Source organism: Candidatus Dependentiae bacterium (genome assembly GCA_003511165.1).
Lineage (GTDB): Bacteria > Babelota > Babeliae > Babelales > UBA12411 > UBA12411.
On sequence record DOJW01000008.1, the window covers coordinates 20,130 to 40,456 of the forward strand.

The window sequence follows — 20,327 nt, forward strand, 5'->3', positions numbered from 1 at the left end:
TTTTTATCAATTTTCTTTGTTAATTTTAAAAAACTCAATCCAAAATTTAAATGCAAAAATCATTAAAAAAGGCTCTATCGGTAATCGCATTCGACTATAACCTCCCGAAAGAGCAATAACAATAAATAAAGCCATAAATGGTATCACTTTAAAAAGATTCGAAAAATCATTTTTTCTATTTTTAAAATTTCTAAAAACATTAAAAATAAAGAACCCAAATCCAAGTAAAACAAATAAGAATAATATAATCTCTAAATAAATTATAAAAATAAGAAATTTATTTGATATCGGAGGGACTAAATACCTTTTAAACAAAGAAAAAACGGTTCTATTTTTGTCAAAGTAATCAATTTTTTCTTTCGAATTTATCACTACCAACTCTGAAGAATAAAGGGATAGCGAAGTTCTAAGCATATCTGTTAACCAAAATTTCATAGCTATTGTTGGGTACTTTTTAAAATATTTAGTGGCTACATTAAGCGATTCATTACAGACTTCTATATCTTGCAGCTTTCTTCCAAGTTCTACCTCTTTTTGAGCAATATTTGCAGCTGCTTCTTTATTTAAATTTGTACGAGCATCCCAGTAAGAACAATTTTGCACAGTCATCGCAACTCGTGAAGCTGAAAGATTTAAAAAATGTCCCCCTGGAAGTGTGTGAAAAAACAAATATCCTGTTAAAACAAAATTCCTAATTAACCAAAAAGAAACCGGAATAACCCAACCTATAAATATGCTTAAACTACCCCATATTTTTTCAGCAAATTTAAGATTTGAAAAAATAATAACAACCAAAGATAAAACTATAAAATAATGTCCTACCGGCCTAAATAAACCTGCTAAACCTAAAAAAATGCCCGCTAAAAACAGTTTCCAAATTAAATTATTACGAAATTTCTTATCATCGTCTTCATCTATTTTTTCGCAAAGTTCTATAAATCCTGGACCTTGGCACATTTCATCCGCGCAAATGACGGTTTCAAGTAAAGATGAAGATCGTTTTCTAGGAATAAAAAAAAGATATATTTGAGAGAAAAATAAAATCGCAAACAAAAGAAAAAAAAGTATAAAAATCGATTCCGTCATAAAAAATCCAGAATACAAAACCAATCCAAAATGAAAACAACTAAAAATAGAGACAATTCTCGCAAGTAATAAATATCCTGGAAACAAAACAAGAGAAAGCAAAAATATCAAAATTGGAATAAGCGAAGCGAAAATAATTTGTATCCACAAAACATTTTTGGGATCAACACCTACAGCTTTATAATAAACGGATAAAAAAGCTGGATACCCTGGAAGTCTATAAAATTGAGGTGAACTTCCATCCGCTGAAATGCCCTTACCTTCCGCAATGTTTGTAGCGATTTTATGATACGCATCTGAATCAACCTGAAAATAATTTTCATTCTTGCTCAGGTATGTAACAAAAATAAAAGCACGCACTAAAAAAGCTATTAAAAACAGAATGAATAAAAATTTCTTCTCTTTTTTTATCGTTTCAATAAAATTCATACCTTCTCTCCTAAAAGCATTTTACTTTAAAAAGATCTCTTCTTTTTTGCCAAAAACAAAATTATACAAAATAAAAATTCCAACCGCCGTTAAAATTATCAAAATTGGTTCAAACAAAAACCTAAAACGAGCGCATCCGGCATGACCAGAAATTATAGAAAAATAAAAGATATAACTACTAAACAAAACAAATAATAAAAATTTACGCTTTAAAAATAAAAAGGATAATGCAATTAAAACAAATAAATATCTTAAAACATTCCATATAACTTCAAAAATACTCAATAAAACTAAAAATTTAGAATTAGTATGAAAAGAAAGATATTTCCATACTTTTTGAATAAAGCTTCCCTGTAAACTAAAAAAGGAACAATAACCATTGTTATCTTTTATTTCTGGATAAAGCAGAACTTTTAAATGATTTGTATAAAGACCTAAAAAAGTTTTCATAACATTTTTCATCCATATTTTAACCGCTAAAAATGGATGTTTTATTATAGTTTTGCAAAATAATTCATGTACCTCTTTGTACCCTTCTCCAGATGCAAAATTATCAACGTGAATTAAAGATCTAACATATTTATTTGCATCATCAAAAGGAATATTTTCACTTTCGGCATAAACTTCCGGCAGATAAAAACCATACAAATTAACCTTATCTACCGATTTTAAGTAAAAGTATCCATAAACTTGCTGATTGCGCAAAACATACCCAAAAACAGGAAGCAAAAAAAAGAATAAAAATATAGCTGCATTAATAATTTTTTTTGAAAAACCTTGTTTCACAAAAAGCAAAATAATAGCTAAAAAAGGAACAAAAAATATAGCTGCTGATTTTACAACAATTGATAGTCCAAATAATAAAGCTGATAAAATTAAAGAACTTAATTTCCCGCTAAATAGATATGAAACAAATCGCTCAAACCCAAACAAAAGCAAAAAGCAAAGCAAACTTTCCGTTAAAATAAAATAAGGGTATAACAAAATACCCAAACTAAAAGAAGCTAAAATCATGCTTAAATTTGCAACTTTTCGCGAAAAAAAATAAGATGCAATTTTAAAAATTAAAAATATTATCAAAATTGCTAAAAAAATCTGTATAAAAATCACGGGCCAAAAGCTTTTTCCCAATAACGATCTAATGCATACCATAAATGCGGGATATCCTAAACTATACCAGTTATGACAAATATGATCACCAATAGTATTAAAAGCGCCACATCGTTCAAAACAATTTAAATATCCAACATATGCTGCAGAATCATTTTCCATTATCGAAAGTAAAGAAATATTAAAAAAAATTAAAAACGATAAAGATGAATAAATTAATATTATTAAAAATCTAAAAAAATGAAACTTCATTCAATATCCTTTTTATTATTTTTAATTCACAATAATTTCTTTTTCATTCTTTACAACTTTTGAATTTAGATTTTGTTTTTGCAATATTTTATCAACAATAATAATTGCTGATTCCATAGCTAAATCCATATTGTTATATCGGTGTAAGCCGTTGCGACCCATAAGATGTAAATTTGAAAAATTGGATAAATAATCAAGGACTATTTTTAAATTTTCCTGATAGTTTTCATCATAAATTGGATACGCCTGATTAGACCTTAAAACCATGCCATCTATAATTTCAGGATATTTTACGATATTTATTTTTTCTAATTCTCGCTTTCCGATTTCAAGTAATTCTTCATCACTCTTTAACCAAAATTCTTCATCCGTAAAAGCGAAATATTCTAAATCAATTGCGGTATGATCTTCTCGTGCGGACATTTTCATCGAAAAATTGTTCATATTCCCAATGCGCCCCATTTTCACAGTTGCATCATGAATGTACATCCAGTGGTCTGGAATCACATTTTTTTTATTTACAACTAAATTTACAGTTATAAGTCCGCGATATCTTAATTTCGAAGCTGCTTCAATAACTTCTTGTGGCGCATAAGGTCGAAGAGCAAAAATTAACTCTTGAAGAGGCATAGAAGATAAAAACTCATCTGCTTCAAAAAACTGAATTTTAGATTCTTCACTCTTGTCTAAAATACCAACTTTTTTAATCAGACCATCTTGATGAGCTATTTCAACCACATTGGAATTACAAAATATTTTTGAATTTTGATTTTGCAATATTTTATCTCTAACTCTATCCCACAAACTTCCGGAACCTAAGGAAGGATAATAAAAACTGCTTTGCAGTGTTCTAGGAGCATTTTTCTTAAACCATTTTCCAAAAAAAGCATAAAAAATAGCATTAGAAAGCGAAAGTCCTTTTATGCGCTGTGCAGCCCAATCAGCAGAAATTTGCTCACACTTAATTCCCCAAACTTTTTCTGTATAAGTTTTAAAAAACATACCAAAAAGCTTTTTACCAAATCTATTTGAAACCCAATCTTGAAAACTTTTCACATCTTTTTTAGGCGCAATTTTTACTTTTGCATAGCTTCCAACGCATGCTACACATTCAAAAAAATTCAAATTTTTTAAAACATTCATTGCTTCAAGAGGGTAATTAAAAAATCTATTTTTATAATAAATTCTTGTAAAACGCTTCAAAGGAATAAAATCATCTTCCATTAAATCTTTCCACCATTTTTCAATTTTTGGTGAATCAGTAATGTAATGATGCGGTCCAATATCAAATTTGTAGCCTTTATAATCAAAAGTCCTTGCAAGACCACCAACAGCTTCATCTTTTTCTAATATAACAATTTCAAAATTTTTAAATTTAGAAAACTCAAAGCCAGCGGTTAAACCCGCTGGCCCTGCGCCAATTACTACTACCTTTTTGGCTTTCATAACAAATCTTCCTTAAAATTTGTATTAATATTTTTACATGCAACATTTTTACAATTTTTATAATCATCAAAAAATATTTCTAGATCATCTGAATGCAAAATTGCAGATCCGCCACCTTGTTTTGAAAGTGCATCAACAATCAAACTTAATTTCGTAGCAAACAAAATTCGCTGCGAAGAAATTGGTGAAACAAAATCTTCTTTTTTTACCTCATCAATAAATTGATTTAATAATGATTCATGACCTTTATCTTGCTGTAAATATTTTTCGTTAATATCAACACCATAACCAGAAATTTGCCTATAATCATCCATCACAATCGATTTGCCATCAAAGAAAACTTCCATCAGCTCTTTTGTCTGTGCATTGTTACCAAGCGATGTATAAATCAAAGAACACATTGATCCATCCGAAAAAGTTACGGCTGCAACAAAATTATCAGACGATAATAAATCATCCGAATTTGAATGAATCGCGCTTACGGAAACAAATGTAGGAATCGATTCTGTTAAATAACTAAATAGTTCAAAAATATGACACGCCTCGCCTATGATTCGACCACCATTTGCAATCGACTGTATCCAATGATCTTTAGATATAAAACCAGAATTCATTCGATAATTTATAACCAATGGTGAATTTCTTTTTTTTATTTCTTTTTTGATTTTTAAAATAGAAGGTGCAAATGAGCGATTAAAATCAACACAATATAAATAATTTTTTGCATTGTTCAAAAAATATTTTAGCGACGAATATTCTTCGCATGTTACAGCTGCTGGCTTTTCAACGAAAACAGCTTTACCCGCCTTTAAACAAGATAAAGTTTGCTGCAAATGTAATTTATGAGGAGTTGCAACAACTATCAACTTTATTTCTTCATTTTCTAAAATAGCATTCAAATCATTTGTAACTATTGCAGAATCATACTGACTACCAATATTTATACTCTGCGATGATTGAAGATCAACAATTGCTTCAATTTTTAAATCTTTTCGTTTTGATAGTAGTGGTAATAATTTTACCTTTGCAAATCCACCTGTACCTACAATGGCAGTCTTTAAAATATTTTGATACGTTGCAATATAAGGCTTAGATAAATTCAAATCAAAATTTTCTTTTGATACATTGTTTACCAAGAGATCAGAATTATTTTTATAAGAAAGCACAATTCCCAAAGATTTTTTATTTTTCAAAGCTTTATAAGCTTCGATTGAATCATCAACTGAAAATTCTTGAGAAATAATAGAATCAATATTTATCTTTTTTTGTACAATCATATTTACAAAAAGCTGCATATTTCGGTTTTCAGTCCAACGAACATAAGCAAAAGGATAATCTTTACATTCATTTTCGTAAGATTGATCATATCGTCCCGGACCATAAGAACAAGAAATCAAAAAATCTATTTCTTTGCTATAAAAAGGACTGCGATCAAAATCTATTTTTACATCTCCTACCAAAACAACTTTTCCCTTTTTACGTGTAATTTCCATTGCTTGTTGAATTATTTTGCCTGAAGCTGAAGCTGCTGTGATTATAGTTGCATCAACACCATAATGCTGCGTAAAAAAATCAATATTTTTTTTAACATCATCTCGACTAGAATTTAAAACCAAATCACAACCAAAACTTTTAGCTAAAGAAATTCGCTCTTCTTCTATATCTATACCTACTACAAAAAGACCTGCTGCTTTTGCTATCTGAACAGTCAATTGTCCAATAAGTCCTAAACCAACAACGCAAACCACCTCTCCCAAGGATAAATTTGCACGCCTAAAACCTTGCATCGCTATGGATCCGATAGCAGCCAAAGATGATTGTTTTAAATATTCATCACTTTGTAATTTTACAATAAGATTAGAAGGAACGCAGACAATTTCGCTATGATTTGCAAAACCAGCCCCCGCACAAGCAACATAATCTCCAATTTTAAATTTTTCTACATCACTACCAACAGCAACTACTTGTCCAGAGCAAGAATAACCAAGCTGAATAACTTCGCTTTTTTTGCTATTAATCAAAGATAATGTTCCTTGAATACCATTATCCTTTACTGCTGCTTTTACTTTTTTGAAATTATCTGAAAAATTGCTAATAAATTTTTTCAAAAGAGATTTTCCAGATTCGTTTAAAGTCGCAATTTCTGTACCAGAACTAATAAATGAATAATAAGTTCGTACAACCACATCATTTTTGGAATATTGCGGAATCGGAACATTTTTAATTAAAACGCTACCCTTTTGTAAAAAAAGTTGCTTCATTCTTTTCCTCTTTCAAGCTCATGTATCAAACCACATGTATCAATAATTAATTTTGATTGAATTATATTTAAAGGAATATTTTTAAATTCTTTGTGTAAAACCAAAGAAACTATTAAATCACAATTTTTCAAACCTTCATTTAAAGCTGTAGACAAAAAACCTAAATGACTAATTTTTTCACTAGTAACATTTGGTTCACATGCAAATAAATCAACATCTTTTTGCAAATTTAAATCTTTAGCGATCTTGAGAGCTGGCGATTCACGTAAATCATCAACACCTGGTTTGAAGGTTAAACCTAAAACTAAAACTTTTACTTTTAAAATATTTTTTTCTTGTTTTATCTTTTCAACCAATTTAGAAACTTCATTAATAATCTCACGCGGGCGCAAATCATTTACATCTCGAGCTGACTGCAACAATGTTGTACTTTTAGGAAAACTTTCTATCAAAAACCAAGGATCAACAGCTATGCAATGCCCACCCACACCGCAGCCTGGATTTAAAATTTTTACTCGAGGATGACGATTTGCAAGGTTTATAACTTCGTAAGGATCTATTTTTGCATCACGTGCCATAGCTGCAACTTGATTTGCAAAAGCGATTTGAACATCGCGAGAACTATTTTCAACAAGTTTTACCATTTCTGCCGTTTTATCATCTGTTGTATGAATATCACCTTCAACAAATGCAGCATAAAATTTTTTCGCTGCATTGCAAGATTCTTGATCTATTCCACCAACAACACGGTCATTTTTGACAAGCTCATAAAAAATTCTACCTGGCAAAACCCGCTCTGGACAATGAGCTACCAAAAAATCTTTTTTTGCTACAAGTCCACTTTCTCTTTCTAAAAATTCTGCAACAAGCTCTGTTGTACCTACAGGAATAGTTGATTCTAAAATAATCAAATCATCTTTTTTCAAAACTTTTGCGATAGATTTTGCCGCAGAAAATACAAAACTTAAATCTGCTTTTTTACCTTCTTTAAAAGGAGTTGGAACAGCTACAATAAAACAATCTGCCGGTTTTAGAATAGATGAAACTTCAAATTTTTCACTTGATAAAACATCTAACAAATTTTCTTTAATTTGTGGCTCAATTATCGATGGATCACCATTTTTAATTTTGCAAATTTTAGATTCATCAACATCAAAACCCAAAACATCATAACCACTTTTTGCAGCCAAAATAGCCGTAGGTAAACCGATGTAACCAAGTCCTATAACAGCTATTTGTTTCATAAGATCACCCTTTTAAATTTTTTCCAATTTTACAATCCCAGACCTAATTAAAGAATTTGGAATTTCCAAATTTAATTTTGATTTTAGAATCGATGCAATTCGCGTGCACGCATTACCATCACCATAAATAGATGATGGTTTAGAGGAATAATAATCTTGCTGATAAAATTTTTGAAGACCATCCAAAATCTTTTCTACATTTGTACCAACAAGAATTTCAGAACCTTCCCAAACGCCTTCATATCGCTCTGTCACATCACGTAAACATAAAACTTTTTTACCGAGGCTAACAGCCTCTTCCTGTATTCCACCTGAATCGGTTGCTACAAAATCACAATTCATCAAAATATAAACTAAATCCTTATAAATAAGTGGCGGCATTATTGAAATATTAGAAATTTCTTTTAACTCTGACTCTTCGATCGCTTTTAAAACATTGGGATTTGGATGCGAGGGATAGAAAATTTCTACATCTTGATAGTTTTCTGCAAAAGTTTTAATAGCAGAAAAAATGCGATTTAAACCTCCATCAAAAGATTCCCGTCTATGCGCTGTAAGTAAAATTATTTTTTTATTTTTTCTTTTACACTCATCAACTTTAAAAATCAAATCCGAATTTACCAAAACTTCTTTTGACAAAATTTTACGAGAAATAAATTGCAATGAATCGACTATTGTATTACCAGTGCAAAAAACATTTTCACGCGATACACCTTCTGCCAAAATATTGGCAGTTGCAAGGGCCGTAGGAGAAAAATGATACGTAGCAATTTGACCAACAACTTTTCGATTCATTTCTTCAGGAAATGGAGAATACATATTTCCGGTTCGAAGTCCAGCTTCAACATGTGCTATAGGAATACGCATATAAAAAGCTGCCATTGCAGCGCATAAAGTTGTAGTCGTATCACCATGAACGATAACAAGAGCAGGATTAATTTTTTGATAAACTTCTTTAGTTTTTTCTAAAGCCGCAACATGAACATGAAAAAGATCTTGATTTGGAACCATTATATCCAAATTAAAATCGGGAGAAACATTAAAAAGATCGAAAACCTGCCGAAGCATTTCTGCATGTTGAAATGTTCCACAAAGATAAACAAAAAAGTTTTCTTCCTTCAATTTTATATAAAGAGGAACTAATTTTAGAGCTTCTGCGCGAGTACCTACTACAAGAACAATCGGCTTCATACTGCAAAACCTTTTTTGAATAAATTAATATTTAAATATTGTACTGGGAGAAGTAAAAAGATGCAAAACATAAAAAAAGGGCGACAAAAATTTGTCGCCTTAATATAAATCGTGAATCAACCTAAAATATTATAAATTTCCATAATAACAAGACTCTTTATCCTGTTTTTTAATTTATTACCTTTAAATTTATCGATTTTTAATTGCATCAACCAGATTATCATTGAGACGTTCTTTTTGATTTAAGCTTCTTTCTTTTTGCCATCTATCTTCATTGTGAAATTTTTCTCGTTGAGCCATTTCTGCTAGTGCAAGTTGATATTTCTGATACCTCTCGAATTCAACTGAATAAAGATTATCTCTTGTAATAATTTCCATAGAATCTATGACTCTTTTTAAAAGCAAATCATTTTTTTGAATATAAAATTTAACTTTTTCACAAAAATCTTTTTTATCTAAAGACTCATTTAAAGCAGCATATAGAAGGCCTTTTGCATCAATTAGATTAAGACGTATTTCATTAAGCTCTATATTTGCTAAAACTAAAGGATAATTACTTGCTATATAAACTCTTCTTGAAAAAGAAATTAGATCTTTTTCTGAAGTAATATTGTAAGAAATTATTTCACATGCTTCAGCTAAAGCAATCTTGCTTATAGCTCTTTTTAATCTTCCTTGTGGAGTAAATTGATCAAAAAATAACTTTGCAAGCAATCCAGCAGTAGCGCCAGCTCCCAAACTTGCTAAAAATTTAAAATTGCCCATTCCGCAAGAATCACAAACACCATAAACAACCGCTGCAGTCGTAGCACCACCAACAGAAGCTAAAACCGTCGAAGTACTTTCTTGAATTGGTTTAACAAAACCAAAAGAAAAAGCTGCAAGCATAATCAAACAACAAAGTTTATTTTTAAACATAAAATTAATCCTTATTAAATAAAATTTCTAAAATTCAAACTTCATTTACAACTTTTCTTTTTTAATTTTGTTTAGCTATTTTTAATCCAAATACTCTATAAAAGCCTTATCTTTAAGTTCTTTTAAATATTCTTTTTCAAATTTTTCCATTTTTTCTTCACGAATTTTTTTTCGAACTTCAACAGCCACTTCATCAAGAAGTTTTAAATGTTTTTCTCTTTTATCAACAATCTGTACCAGTTGATAACCTTTTGCTGTTTTAATGGGCTTTGAAATATCCCCTTTTTGCATATCAGAAATAAAAGACATTTCCTCTGAAAGATCTTCTTTTTTTACCCAATCGGTTTGAATCCATGCCAAATCTTTTTTCTTCAAAATATCTTTTTCATCTTTTACTTCTTTAAAAGGAATAATGCATGTTTTCAAGATAAATTCAGCTTCTTCCCACTGTGGATTTTTCTGGTAATATTCTTCTAACTCTTGAGTCGTAACAAATATTCTACTTTTGACCTCAAGCTGCAAAAGGTTATTAACAGACATAAATTTTATAAGTTCAAGTTTATATCGTTTTAATGTATAACCTTCTTTTTTCAAAAAAGATTCAAGCTCTTCATCCGTTTTTATGTTTTGTGAATTTTTCATGCTAGAAATTTGTTTTTCTAAATCTGTCCCTGTAGCATTTAATTTCTTCTTTAAAGCTTCTTGAAAATAAAGCTCTTGGGCTATCGCATCATCTATTGTATATTTTTTTGCTTCAAAACCGATATGAGGAATTTCTAAATCTAAGAGCAAAATACTAACTCCATTTACCTTCACGGTCTCTTTATTGACAAGCTCTCTCGAATAACAAAAATTATTTATTAAAAACAAACCCCCAAGCAAAAATAATTTTTTCACATTTCTCCTAGTTTTTTTCTAAAAAAATGGGGCAAAGCGCATTGCACCTTGCCCCACACAAACTTATTAAATATTTAATAAATTAGTCTTTATCTTCTTCTTTATGCTCTGCTTCAGTTGCAGCTTCTTCAGTTTTTGGTTCTTCTTTTTTCATTTCTTCTGCATGTTTTTCGCCGCATTCATCGCAAGCACATTTTGGTGTTTCATTTTCTGCTAATTTTTTGCTTTCTTCAGCTTTTGGTTCTTCTTTTTTTGGAGCTAAAGCAGCTTCATTAAGTTCAATTTTGTATTCTTTTTTCAAACCGTCGATTCTGTTTTTGAACTCTACGCCAAACTTTTGCATTTTAAGTTGGTCTTCGATTTCTTTCTTAGCTTCTTCAAAAGTTCTATATTCTGCTTCTTTCTTATCGATTCCACAAATTACCCATGTCAATCTTCCATCTTTTACCATTTTGATTGTTGGGAATGTTGCAGCTGCTAAAACTGAATTCATATTTGGCATACCTGGAATATTAGAATCTTTTTCAACTCGGCCAAAATTTCTGAAAACGCCCGATTTAGTTTCTTTTGCTATTACTTCAAAATTTGCTTCTTTGCCTTTGATTCTGCTCATAAATGCTGTTGCATCCATTGGTTTTTCAAAGCTAATTCCTACTACAGCAACTCCGCCTTCAGCTTTAACAAATCTTTTTTTATTTTTTTCAAATTCTGCTTTTGAATCGTCTTCTGAAATCTTTATATTGTCGAATGTATCTTTTTCGAAAAACTTGATCATTGATTGGTCTGTAACAAGTTTGATTAAATCATTAAGATTTTTCTTGAATTCGGCATTACCTTCTACGCTGTTTTTCTTTGCCCAATAAAGAACAACTTTTTGGTCTACTAAACTTTGAAGAATATTCTTTTTCATAACTTCAGGCATTGTTTCGATTGTCATTGCGCCACGAAGTTGAGGTAATTGAAGAAATTGTTCTAGGTATTTGTTAAATTCGCCTTGCTTAAGAACTGCTTCGCCATTGATTGTTATTAAAGCTGCGCCTTCTTCTTTATCTTTTTTAAACAAACCGCCGCATCCTGTTAAGGCTGTTAAAATTAAACCGCCTACTAAAATCTTAGAAGTTATCTGCATTTTACTTTTCATATTTATCCTTAATGTAAAAACCAAATCTTATCTTTTCTTTATTACTACCTTACCTTGCATTTTTTGCAAATAGGACCAAAGACCTATACCTTGCCAATATTATCACACCATTTCAAATTTTCAAGAAAATATATTATTTAAACTATTCCACTAACATCTTATTATATTCAACATCAATAGCCTCACAGTTCTATTTGTATTGTTATTTTTGTTTTTATAATATACCTTACAAATTTGAGATTTTATGATTTACCGCAGTATTCATCTCTATAAAAATAAAGGAAGAAAATGTCTGAAAAAAAGCATCCCAAAATATCTTTGTTCGCCGCTATTGTTATTAACATAAATATTATGATCGGAGCTGGAATTTTTATTACGCCTCCAATCATGGCTCAAAAATCTGGTCCTTTAAGTTTTTTAGGTTGGGGATTAAGTGCCATCATATTTTTACCCCTAGTTTTCAGCATTGCTAAAATTTCAAAATTTCTTCCAGACGAAGGTAGCTTCTTCAATTATGCAAGAAGCGGTCTTGGAACTACAGCCGGTTTTTTATGCGGTTGGGCATATTTTTTAACATATTTAGGCGCAATGTCTGTTCAAGGCTTTTCGTTTAGAGAACTTTTAATAGCTAGATTTGATTTACCTTTAATCGCAGCACATCCAATAATTTTTAATTTATTTTTCTTTGCAATTTTCTATTTATTAAGCTTGATAAGTATTAAAATTGTTAGCAAAATTCAATCCATTTTAACATTCGCAAAACTTTTACCTCTTATCATTCTTATACTCGCAGCCTTGTATTTATTATTAAGTGGGAAATTAATATTAAAAGGATATTCAGCCCCAAATTACTCTTTGTTAGACCTAAAATACTCTATCCCTTTAGCAATATTCGGATTCTGGGGATTTGAATCCTGTTGCAGCATTAGCCATCTAATAGAAGAAGGTGAAAAAAATGCATCCCGCGCAATTCTTCTTGGCTTCTTTATCACCGTACTAATTTATACAGTATTTCATCTTGGATTAATTCAAATAATGGGATTTGAAAATCTTGCAACTCAAGGCACAAGCGGATTTATAAGCTTCCTCTACATCACTTCCCCTTTAATATTATCCGCAATAAGCACAATTATCATAATGTCTATATTTTGTTCTTATGCCGGTGCAATATATGGAGAAGTAAATGCACAAAGCTTTCTTTTAAACTCTATGGCAAAAGAAAAAATAGTATTTTTCCCCAATTTTTTAAAAAAAATGAATGTTTTTCACAGACCTTATACAGCAATGTTTACACAAAGCTTTTTAGCTTTTGCCTTTTTATCTTTAATAAATCACAAAGTTACATTGATTTCTATAACAAACCTTGGACAGTTGTTTACATTAACTTTAACTTTAGTTTCTTTAATAGTAATTTTAGTTAAAAAGAATGCGCTCAAAGAAATAATAACTCCTATAATAGGAATCATTTCTTGCTTAATCTTGGGATATTTTAGCTGGATCGAAATCGGAAGCGTAATTTATATACTCCCATTTGTTTCTCTTTTAATAATTGGGTTAATCATATTCAAATTTCAAACAGCTTGTCCAAAATCTGGAAAAAGTTGTTGTTTTATGAAGAAATAATAAAACTTTAAATAAAAAAAGGCCGTTGAGTAAATTTGCTCAACGGCCTTTTTTTTCAATTATAAAATTGATATATTATCTTCCTTTTATAAAAGCATTTATAAGCGCGTAATTTTCTTTATTTTTTATAAAATCCAAAGAATCAGCAACTTGAACAATATTGCCTTCCTGCATCAAATAAATAGTACAGACAAGATTTTCAAGTAACATTATGTCATGCGACGCTACCAAAACTATATATCCTTGTTTTGCAAGATCTTGAATACTTTCGGCAACAAAATTTTTGAGCATAGGATCTAAAGCAGAAGTTGGCTCATCAAAACAAATAACTTTAGGCTTAAGAGCAACAGTACGCGCAATGGCAAGCCGTTGTTTTTGTCCCCCCGATAAATCAGCAGGAAATGAATTTGCAAAATCTTCAAGCCCATACTTTTTCAATAAATCAATTGCTGTTTTTTCAGCTTCTTTTTTACTATTTTTAAGCAATTTTTCCAAAGCAAGTGTAATATTTTCTTTTACAGTCAAATGATCAAAAAGATTAAAGTGTTGAAATACCATTCCAACAGTATGACTTTGATTAACCTTATCAAAATCAAAAGATTTTCCATCAAGTGTAATATCGCCTGAATCAAAAGAATTAAGATTATTCAAAACTCGAAGTAAGGTCGATTTACCAACCCCGGATGAACCAAGTAAAACAGCAATTTCTCCATGTTTAATTCGCAGAGAAATATTTTTTAAAACTTTTTTCCCATGAATAGTATTTGAAAGATTTTCAATTATGAGCATGTCTTTTTATCCTTTTTTCAAATCTAACAAGAGCCACCGAAAGAATGGTTGTCATAATTAAATATATTATAGTAACTAAACAATAAACAGGAATCACTTTATAAGTTTTGCTTATTATTAACGATCCCTCTTTTACAAGTTCCACAACACCTATAGTTGAAGCTAAACTAGAATCTTTAAGCAATGTAATAAATTCATTTCCTAAAGCAGGAATAATAACTCGTAAAGCCTGCGGTAAAATAATAAATTTCATAGTCTGTGCTTTATTAAACCCCAAAACTTGAGCTGCTTCCCATTGTCCTTTTCCTATGGATAAAATTCCAGCTTTTATTATCTGACTCAAATAAGCACTACTGTTCATACCTATCGCTAAAACAGCAGACCAAAATGCTGAAAAATTTATTCCTAATTGAGGCAAAATGAAAAAAACAATCATTATTTGCACAAGCATCGGAGTGCCTCTAATAAGAGTAATATATAATGTAACTAAAACTCGTAAAAATTTGTTTGAACCCGTTTGAACCAAAGCAAGAACTGTCCCACCAATTAAACCTATTAAACAAGCAATTCCAGCTATACGGATACTAACCAAAGCACCGCGCAATAAATAAAAAAAAGATTCATTTAAAAAAATAAAATCCATTAATTTAATCCCCATTTTTGCTTTAACTGATCCAAAGTACCATCTTTTTTCATATCATCTAAAATATTGTTAAGTTTGGGTAATAAATCTGAATTACAAGGAGAAACTGCTATTGCATATTTTTCTTCTGTATTAGGGATTGAAGTAACTATAAATTTTTCATTTCCATATTGTTTAAAAAAAGAAGATACCGTAGATCGAGCTACAACATAAGCATCCGCTCTACCTGCATCTAATGCAAGGAAAGCAGCTGCAGGTGTTTGTAATCTTTTAAGTTTTATTTCTTTAAAAGAAGTCATATAAAAATCAGCGGTATACCCTTCATTTACAATTACTTCTTTTCCAAACAATTGATCTATTTTTGTTAAAGATTTATTTGATGGCGATATTATAACTAAAGGATCACCTACAAAATAACATTGTGTAAAAATAACTTCTTTAGCTCTTTCTTCAGTAGGGGTCATGCCAGCTGCTATCAAATTAATAGATCCTCGTTGAATTTCTGGAATTAAAACATCAAAAGGCATATCTTTGATAATTATTTTTTTACCTAATCTTTTACAAATTTCAGAAATTATATCTATATCAAAACCTACGATAGTATCATTCTTAACAAACGAAAATGGTGGATATTCCGCATTAGTACCTACAATAATAACATCATTAGAATTTGTTTTTTTTCCATGTTTAAACAAATACCAACTGCTAAAAAAAACAATACTTAAACCTAATACAAACAAAATTTTTTTCATCTCTACACCTTGAGCTTTAATAATATACATAAGGAAAAAACATCAATGGATTTCTGATAAATTATGCAAATAAAACTTTTTTATCAAGTAGATTAAATTTATCTTTTCAAATTTTAACAAATCATTACAATATAACAAATTGCGCAATTTCCTGTATAAACCGTTTAAAAACATATTTAAAGGAATTTTATGATTAAATTAACTCATAAAAAAGTTTTATTTGCTGCAATTTTATCAATCGTATTTTCTAAACAATCTTTACATTCTTGGGCAGTCGGAGTAAGTGCGGAATGGGATAAACCAGAAGTAATTTTAATGCATACTCCAGGACAAGAAGTATTTTATGGCTTGCTGCATGCCAATGCAGCTCTATTTGAGGACTCATTCGATACTTGCGCAGCTCAAAAAGAACATTTGAATTATATGGCAACATTAAGAGAAAATAATATTATAGTAATTGAACTAACAGATGCCCTACTAAAAGGAACACTTAATGAAGATGGCAGCAAAAAAGAAGGTCCTGAATTAGACCAACTCATTGAATTTGCAAGCCAATCGTTAGTTTATGATATGCCTCAAAATTGGTCACAAGAAACTAAAGAGGAACAACTAAAATATAAAAAAAATATTTTAAGTAAAGTTCACCCTAAAGATCTTGTACGAATTATTTTAGAGCACCCAACAATTCATTTAAGAAACAGTACGGAAAAAAATACAAAATTCGTAGCAGAGCCTTATCAATCTTATCCTTTAATGAATATGCATTTTCTAAGAGATCAGCAAATAACAACTGATAAAGGTGTAGTTTTAGGAAAAATGAATTCTGTTCAAAGGGCACATGAAGTCGACGTTACTGAATTTGCATTTAATAAACTTGGAATTAAACCAATTTATAGAGTAACAGGAGAAGGAAGATTAGAAGGGGGCGACTTTATTCCTGTAGGAGATTTTGCATTAATAGGGCAAGGATTAAGAACAAATGCCGAAGGCGTAAAACAATTATTTGAAAATGATGTTTTTGGTTATGCTGAAGTAGCAGTCGTAAAAGATCCTTTTAAACATCAAGATCAAATGCATCTCGATACTTATTTCAATATTTTAGGACCTAAAAAAGGTCTTGTTGATAAAATAAGAAGAGAAAAAGGCCTTATAACAAGAGATGATATTACAAGACCTATTAGACCAACTGTCGATGTTTATAAAAAAAATAATTTAGGCAAATATGAATGCGTCCAAAAAGATAAAGACTTTTTCGAATATATAGAAATTGAAAAAGGCTTTAATCTCATAGACATAGCTGATAGCGAACAACTAAATTATGGATGTAATTTTTTGTGCATAGGTAATAATAAAATAGTTGGTGTAAAAGGTGTAAGTGAAACTTATCCAGAAAGAATCAAAAATTCCAATGTTGATGCAACTTGGCTTGATTTTAAAAACGTAACCAAAAGTTATGGCGGGCCTCACTGTACTACTCAAGTACTTCATAGAATCCCACTAAATAAATAAAATTCGATTTTTTGAATTTTTAAAGGGATAAAAAGTTAGACTAACTTTTTATCCCTTTAATTTTGTGAATTTGAATCTAAAATTAAATCTTTTTATAAATAAATTAACTTTGGGATTCTGCAAATATCAGAATATTATGAACTCGTTTTGACGTAGCATGATGGACTTGAAAACAATAACCTTGATAAAAAACTTGATCCCCTTTTTTAGGTAATCGTTGTAATTTTTCTGCTATAAATCCGCCTACGGTTACTGATTCTTCTACATCGAATTTAATATTAAGAAGCTCTTCCACCCTCTCAAGATCAACTCTACCGTCTACCATCCATCCACCCTCAGGTAGATTAACTATATCTTGATGCACAACTTCATGCTCATCACTTATTTCGCCGACAATTTCCTCAATAATATCTTCTAGAGTTATAAGTCCTGTTACAACGCCATATTCATCAACCAAAATTGCCATATGAACACGTTTTTTTAGAAACTCCGTAAGCAGAAAATTAACCTTTTTTGTCTCAGGAATAAACAAAATTGGCATTACAATTTCATCTACTCTTTTAGATTGTTTATTGTATAAAAGCTCAAATATATCTTTTTGATGAATCAATCCAATAATATTATCTTCCGCATCTTTGTACACAGGAAGACGTGTAAAGCGATATTTAGAAAAAACATCCATAGATTCTACAAGCGATAAATTTGCATTTATTGCAATCATATCTGTTTTGGGAATCATAATATCTTTTGCCATTGTCTGCCCCAAAGAAAAAATATTTTGTAACATTTCTGTTTTTTGCGCTTCCATGATTTTTTCTTTGTCACTGTAGTCAATCAAAAACTCTATTTCTTTTTCAGTAACATTATTTTGTTTATTTTCTAAAGAAACACCGCCCAATCTTTTTAAAACAAAATCTGAAAGTTTGGTTAAAACACACACAATAGGTGAAAGCAGTTTATATAAAATAAAAATAAGCCAAATAGAAGCACTTAATAATTTGTCACAACGTTCTTTTGCATAACTTTTTGGCAAAATCTCCCCCATGATCAAAATAATAGTAGTTGCAAGCAAAACACCAATAGTTAATGCAAAACCAGTATCTCCCAAAAAAACCTGCATTATATCTGTGATAAGAACTGAACATAAAACATGTGCTAAATTATTTGCGATAAGAATAGCGATCAAAATTTTACGAGGACTATTTTCCCAAACTTCAAAAAATGCAGCAAACGATTTTTTTCGCTCTGCAAGCTCTTTAAGCTTAAACAAACGCAAAGAAGTAAAAGCTGTTTCTAAAAATGCGAAAACTGCCGCAAGAATTAAAGAACCAAAAAAAAGATTAATTTTTACATAGAAAAGTGACATTTTATACCTAAGTAAGGGAGATTTATAAATCTTTGGTCAACTGTTTTTTATCTATTTTGCCAGTAGGATTCATTGGAAGATCATTAAGATAAATAAACTTTCTAGGTATTTTATATGCTGCAAGATAATTTCCGCAATATTCTTTTAATTTTAATTTAACATCATCATTACCAGGCCTGATGGCAATAAAAGCAACTGGCACTTGCCCAGCCGTCACATCATCTCTACCTATCACCGCTGCTTTAAAAACTGCAGGGTGTGAAAGAAGAACGTTTTCAATTTCTTGAGGATAAATATTAAATCCTTTGTGAATAATTAAATCTTTAGTTCTTCCCATAATTTCTAAACTTCCGGATTTATCAAATCTAGCTAAATCCCCAGTATTGAGCCATCCGTCTTTTAAAACTTTTTCAGTTTCTTTTGGTGAATTATAATAGCCCAACATTATATTTTTACCATGAAGCCATAAATTACCAATTTCACAATTTTTAAGTACATTTCCTTCATCATCTCTTATTTCTGCGCGAATTCCTAAAAGCAATTTTCCTACAATATTCGCAGAGGTTTCTTTGTCTTGAATCTGAATTGCAACTACAGGAGATGCTTCTGTCAAACCATAACCTACACAAATTTTTCTTCCATAAATAATTGAAAATGCGCCCCTAATTTTATCCGTCATAGCATCGCCACCAGAAACAAATATTTTTATAGAATCAAGTGGTGCATTTTTCATCAAACATAAAAGTGCATAAAGAGCTGGCACTCCAAAAAATAAAGTAGGTTTTTCTCTTAATCCTTCTACGATTTCTTTTCTGTCAATTTTTGGAATTATAATAATCGAAGCTCCAATTATAATTGGAAACCAAATACATGTGTTTTGAGCAAAAACGTGAAATAAAGGTAAAGCTGCGAAAAATTTCTCATCAGAAACATTTTTATTTAAGACACTTTCTCGAACTTTTAACGCAATAGAAGACAATCTTGAAATATCTTGCATCACATTTGTAATAATATTTTCCGAGGAAAGCATAACGCCTTTAGGAGATCCAGTAGAGCCCGATGTATAAAGTAATAAACAAAGCGCATTACTAGATAATTTTTCAATCTTAAAATTTTTGCATTCTTCCCAAGCTTGATCCGTCAATTCTGTTTCAAAATCAATATCATCATTTGTCAAAATTATTGGGAAATTTTCTTCTACAAATTCTTTTGCAAGATCGAACTTACTTTTTAAATTATTTGAAGATATTACAACATTTGGCTTTGAATCTTTAATAATTAATGAAAGCTCTTTTTCATGTAAAAAAGTGTTAAGAGGTACACAAACAGCACCTACCTGCCAAATGGAAAAATAAGAAATATAAAAATCGATTGAATTTTCAAAAAGAAGTAAAACTTTATCACCTGGTTTAACACCGAGATTTTGAAGTTTTTTACTCATCAAAATGGATCTAAAATAAAGCTCTTTATAAGAAATGGATCTACCACAAAAAATTAAAGCATTTTTATTTAAAAATCTCTCGGCAGAAGTTTTTAAAATAGTTCCTACATAAAAATTGGTATCTACATTTAAAAAATTTTCTAAAAATTTATAAACATCAACCTCTGTAAGAATTAATGACTTCCTCGATATATAAGCCTTTAATTTCTGTAATACTCCCATTTGATCC

The 20,327-nt window shown here is 30.2% G+C and carries 16 protein-coding genes; 2 read left to right on the forward strand and 14 right to left on the reverse strand.

Annotated features, from left to right (window positions below):
- Positions 1-6 precede the first annotated feature (6 nt).
- From DEA20_03905 to DEA20_03945, 9 genes are all read right to left on the reverse strand, one after another.
- Entirely contained in the window at positions 7-1,515 is a 1,509-nt protein-coding gene (locus DEA20_03905; GenBank protein ID HBS48315.1) for a hypothetical protein, read from the reverse strand.
- Between the two features lie 21 nt (positions 1,516-1,536).
- Positions 1,537-2,877, reverse strand: coding sequence for a hypothetical protein (locus DEA20_03910; GenBank protein ID HBS48316.1), 1,341 nt, complete (start codon positions 2,875-2,877; stop codon positions 1,537-1,539).
- 21 nt (positions 2,878-2,898) lie between these two features.
- Positions 2,899-4,323 (reverse strand): FAD-dependent oxidoreductase, encoded by a 1,425-nt coding sequence (locus tag DEA20_03915; GenBank protein HBS48317.1) that lies wholly within the window; start codon positions 4,321-4,323, stop codon positions 2,899-2,901.
- Positions 4,320-6,584, reverse strand: a complete 2,265-nt coding sequence (locus DEA20_03920) for an oxidoreductase (protein ID HBS48318.1) — start codon at positions 6,582-6,584, stop codon at positions 4,320-4,322. The genes DEA20_03915 and DEA20_03920 overlap by 4 nt, the downstream gene beginning before the upstream one ends.
- Positions 6,581-7,828, reverse strand: coding sequence for a UDP-N-acetyl-D-mannosamine dehydrogenase (locus tag DEA20_03925; protein ID HBS48319.1), 1,248 nt, complete (start codon positions 7,826-7,828; stop codon positions 6,581-6,583). Before DEA20_03925 ends, DEA20_03920 begins: the two co-directional genes overlap by 4 nt.
- A 12-nt stretch (positions 7,829-7,840) precedes the next feature.
- Positions 7,841-9,019, reverse strand: a complete 1,179-nt coding sequence (locus tag DEA20_03930) for a UDP-N-acetylglucosamine 2-epimerase (non-hydrolyzing) (GenBank protein HBS48320.1) — start codon at positions 9,017-9,019, stop codon at positions 7,841-7,843.
- Positions 9,020-9,208: 189 nt separating this feature from the next.
- Positions 9,209-9,937 (reverse strand): hypothetical protein, encoded by a 729-nt coding sequence (locus DEA20_03935; GenBank protein ID HBS48321.1) that lies wholly within the window; start codon positions 9,935-9,937, stop codon positions 9,209-9,211.
- 81 nt (positions 9,938-10,018) lie between these two features.
- A complete protein-coding gene (locus DEA20_03940) occupies positions 10,019-10,834 on the reverse strand; it encodes a hypothetical protein (GenBank protein HBS48322.1) in 816 nt (271 codons plus the stop codon).
- Between the two features lie 82 nt (positions 10,835-10,916).
- On the reverse strand, positions 10,917-11,975 hold the full coding sequence (locus tag DEA20_03945) for a hypothetical protein (protein ID HBS48323.1): 1,059 nt from the start codon (positions 11,973-11,975) through the stop codon (positions 10,917-10,919).
- 288 nt (positions 11,976-12,263) lie between these two features.
- On the opposite strand from DEA20_03945, the gene DEA20_03950 reads away from it, so the two are divergent.
- A complete protein-coding gene (locus DEA20_03950; GenBank protein ID HBS48324.1) occupies positions 12,264-13,598 on the forward strand; it encodes a hypothetical protein in 1,335 nt (444 codons plus the stop codon).
- Between the two features lie 75 nt (positions 13,599-13,673).
- On the opposite strand, the gene DEA20_03955 is transcribed toward DEA20_03950, so the two are convergent.
- Genes DEA20_03955 through DEA20_03965 form a run of 3 tightly spaced genes read right to left on the reverse strand, consistent with a single transcriptional unit; the run spans position 13,674 to position 15,812 of the window.
- Positions 13,674-14,387 (reverse strand): peptide ABC transporter ATP-binding protein, encoded by a 714-nt coding sequence (locus DEA20_03955; GenBank protein HBS48325.1) that lies wholly within the window; start codon positions 14,385-14,387, stop codon positions 13,674-13,676.
- The gene (locus DEA20_03960; protein HBS48326.1) at positions 14,374-15,045 is read right to left on the reverse strand and encodes a hypothetical protein; all 672 of its coding nucleotides are present in this window, start codon (positions 15,043-15,045) and stop codon (positions 14,374-14,376) included. The genes DEA20_03955 and DEA20_03960 overlap by 14 nt, the downstream gene beginning before the upstream one ends.
- Positions 15,030-15,812, reverse strand: coding sequence for a basic amino acid ABC transporter substrate-binding protein (locus DEA20_03965; protein ID HBS48327.1), 783 nt, complete (start codon positions 15,810-15,812; stop codon positions 15,030-15,032). The genes DEA20_03960 and DEA20_03965 overlap by 16 nt, the downstream gene beginning before the upstream one ends.
- Before the next feature lie 159 nt (positions 15,813-15,971).
- On the opposite strand from DEA20_03965, the gene DEA20_03970 reads away from it, so the two are divergent.
- Positions 15,972-17,291, forward strand: coding sequence for a hypothetical protein (locus DEA20_03970; protein HBS48328.1), 1,320 nt, complete (start codon positions 15,972-15,974; stop codon positions 17,289-17,291).
- A 103-nt stretch (positions 17,292-17,394) separates the two neighbouring features.
- On the opposite strand, the gene DEA20_03975 is transcribed toward DEA20_03970, so the two are convergent.
- Both DEA20_03975 and DEA20_03980 read right to left on the reverse strand, forming a co-directional pair.
- Positions 17,395-18,657, reverse strand: coding sequence for a hypothetical protein (locus DEA20_03975; GenBank protein HBS48329.1), 1,263 nt, complete (start codon positions 18,655-18,657; stop codon positions 17,395-17,397).
- 22 nt (positions 18,658-18,679) lie between these two features.
- Positions 18,680-20,320 (reverse strand): hypothetical protein, encoded by a 1,641-nt coding sequence (locus tag DEA20_03980; protein ID HBS48330.1) that lies wholly within the window; start codon positions 20,318-20,320, stop codon positions 18,680-18,682.
- Positions 20,321-20,327: the final 7 nt, after the last annotated feature.

Bases quoted from the DNA above. Each gene is read 5' to 3' on its own strand.
- DEA20_03905 (HBS48315.1), bottom strand. From the start codon at position 1,515: ATGAATTTTATTGAAACGATAAAAAAAGAGAAGAAATTTTTATTCATT.
- DEA20_03910 (HBS48316.1), bottom strand. From the start codon at position 2,877: ATGAAGTTTCATTTTTTTAGATTTTTAATAATATTAATTTATTCATCT.
- DEA20_03915 (HBS48317.1), bottom strand. From the start codon at position 4,323: ATGAAAGCCAAAAAGGTAGTAGTAATTGGCGCAGGGCCAGCGGGTTTA.
- DEA20_03920 (HBS48318.1), bottom strand. From the start codon at position 6,584: ATGAAGCAACTTTTTTTACAAAAGGGTAGCGTTTTAATTAAAAATGTT.
- DEA20_03925 (HBS48319.1), bottom strand. From the start codon at position 7,828: ATGAAACAAATAGCTGTTATAGGACTTGGTTACATCGGTTTACCTACG.
- DEA20_03930 (HBS48320.1), bottom strand. From the start codon at position 9,019: ATGAAGCCGATTGTTCTTGTAGTAGGTACTCGCGCAGAAGCTCTAAAA.
- DEA20_03935 (HBS48321.1), bottom strand. From the start codon at position 9,937: ATGTTTAAAAATAAACTTTGTTGTTTGATTATGCTTGCAGCTTTTTCT.
- DEA20_03945 (HBS48323.1), bottom strand. From the start codon at position 11,975: ATGAAAAGTAAAATGCAGATAACTTCTAAGATTTTAGTAGGCGGTTTA.
- DEA20_03950 (HBS48324.1), top strand. From the start codon at position 12,264: ATGTCTGAAAAAAAGCATCCCAAAATATCTTTGTTCGCCGCTATTGTT.
- DEA20_03955 (HBS48325.1), bottom strand. From the start codon at position 14,387: ATGCTCATAATTGAAAATCTTTCAAATACTATTCATGGGAAAAAAGTT.
- DEA20_03960 (HBS48326.1), bottom strand. From the start codon at position 15,045: ATGGGGATTAAATTAATGGATTTTATTTTTTTAAATGAATCTTTTTTT.
- DEA20_03965 (HBS48327.1), bottom strand. From the start codon at position 15,812: ATGTATATTATTAAAGCTCAAGGTGTAGAGATGAAAAAAATTTTGTTT.
- DEA20_03970 (HBS48328.1), top strand. From the start codon at position 15,972: ATGATTAAATTAACTCATAAAAAAGTTTTATTTGCTGCAATTTTATCA.
- DEA20_03975 (HBS48329.1), bottom strand. From the start codon at position 18,657: ATGTCACTTTTCTATGTAAAAATTAATCTTTTTTTTGGTTCTTTAATT.
- DEA20_03980 (HBS48330.1), bottom strand. From the start codon at position 20,320: ATGGGAGTATTACAGAAATTAAAGGCTTATATATCGAGGAAGTCATTA.